The following is a 1,471-nucleotide window of genomic DNA, read 5'->3' on the forward strand; positions in this document are numbered from 1 at the left end:
CGTCTTCCCGCTCTTGGCAAGCGCCTCTGCCAGCACCTCCGCCTCTCTCTGCTTCCTCTGCCTGTTGAGCCCCGTCAGTTGGGCCGCCAACCTGTCGTACCGAGCCTTCGCCGCGATCAGCTGACGCTGGGTCTCCTGGATCTCCTTGTCGATAGCAGCCAACGTCTTACGCCTCGCAATTGTCGTTCTCCTCCTCACTGTTCTCCTCGGGCTCCCGGGCCATCTCGGCATCTGCGGCCTTCAGGATTTTCGAGATTTTTGCCAACTCAACCGACACATCGTCCTTCGTCAGGCCGAACGCCTTCAGGATGGTCTGCTGCGTCTTCGTGACGGGCTGGTCTAGCTGGTAGACGCTATTGTTGACGCGTGTCAGGTAGATTTTCTTCAGTTCGCCCAAGGCAGCAGGCACCGTCATGTAGTTCTTCCTGACGGGCAGCTTCTTCACCTCGTTCTTGAGCAGGTTGTAGAACCGCTGCCGAATGATGAGCGCGATGAATTCGACAAACAGCTTGGTCGACATCGAGACGTCGGAATGCACCCGGAAGCTCCGGCTCCCCAGGAAGGTCTTCTCCATGCTGAAAAGCTTCTCCGAGACGTCGCGCCCCCGGTAGAGCTCGTAGGCATCCAGAGCGCTCATCTCCTCTGATGTCACGATGCAGAAGTACCCGCAGCGCCTGTACATCTCGTCGACGGCCTCATGCTTGAGTTTCCCGAAGAGCAGTCGATCCTGAGGGTCGAAGAACAGGTCGAAGAGATCCCTGTACTCGTCTCCGAGCTCCACCTTCTGCCCATGGCAGGCTGCGAGGTGCTTCTCCATCAGGGCGATGGACTCGTCGATCTCGCGGCGTTCCTTCGCCATCTTGATCGGGCTGAAGTACAGGTGAAAGAAACGCTCCTTCTCGTCGTCCTCAAAGAGCTTTCGACGGGAGGTGGTGCCGCTGAGGTCGTGCGCCCGCATGGCGTGCTCCGACTTGGCCTCGAAGGTATCGCGCTTTTCGTCGACGATCGAGTGAACGAGCTTCCGGCAGCCCTTCACCATCATGACGAAGGAGAAGCCGTGTTCGTCCATGTACTCGATGTTCTTGCGGCTGAAATAGCCGCGATCGAGGATGAAGCCGACGTCCTGGTAGCCGTACGACATCGCCTTGTTGACGAAGCACTCGAATTGGGAGACGTCGTTGATCGAACCGCAGAAGGGGTCGTAGAAGAGCGGGATCTGGTTGGTCACCTCGGTGGCGACGCCGATGTTGACGATGGGCAGGCCCTTGTCGTCCTTGGCGTTTCCGAACTCCACGAAGCTGATGTCGCCGGCCTGCGAATTCTTGTTCGTCGAATCGTAGGACACGTAGATGCGGGAGCGATCCCGCTCGGCGTTCCAGTCGCTGAGAAAGCCGAGGATCTGCTCTTCCGTGACCTCGTTGAGGAAGTCCGAAATCTTCGAGTCGCTGAACACGTGCATCCCTTCGGTGAA

At 58.4% G+C, this 1,471-nt stretch carries 1 protein-coding gene; it reads right to left on the bottom strand.

All coding sequences use genetic code 11. The features are described from left to right. Window positions 1-166 precede the first annotated feature (166 nt). Window positions 167-1,471, bottom strand: a 1,305-nt coding sequence (locus tag ACMO9O_RS08380; protein WP_418983415.1) for a transposase, incomplete at its 5' end; no start/stop codon positions are given.

The organism is Alistipes sp. (assembly GCF_048465635.1).
Taxonomy (GTDB): Bacteria; Bacteroidota; Bacteroidia; order Bacteroidales; family Rikenellaceae; genus Alistipes.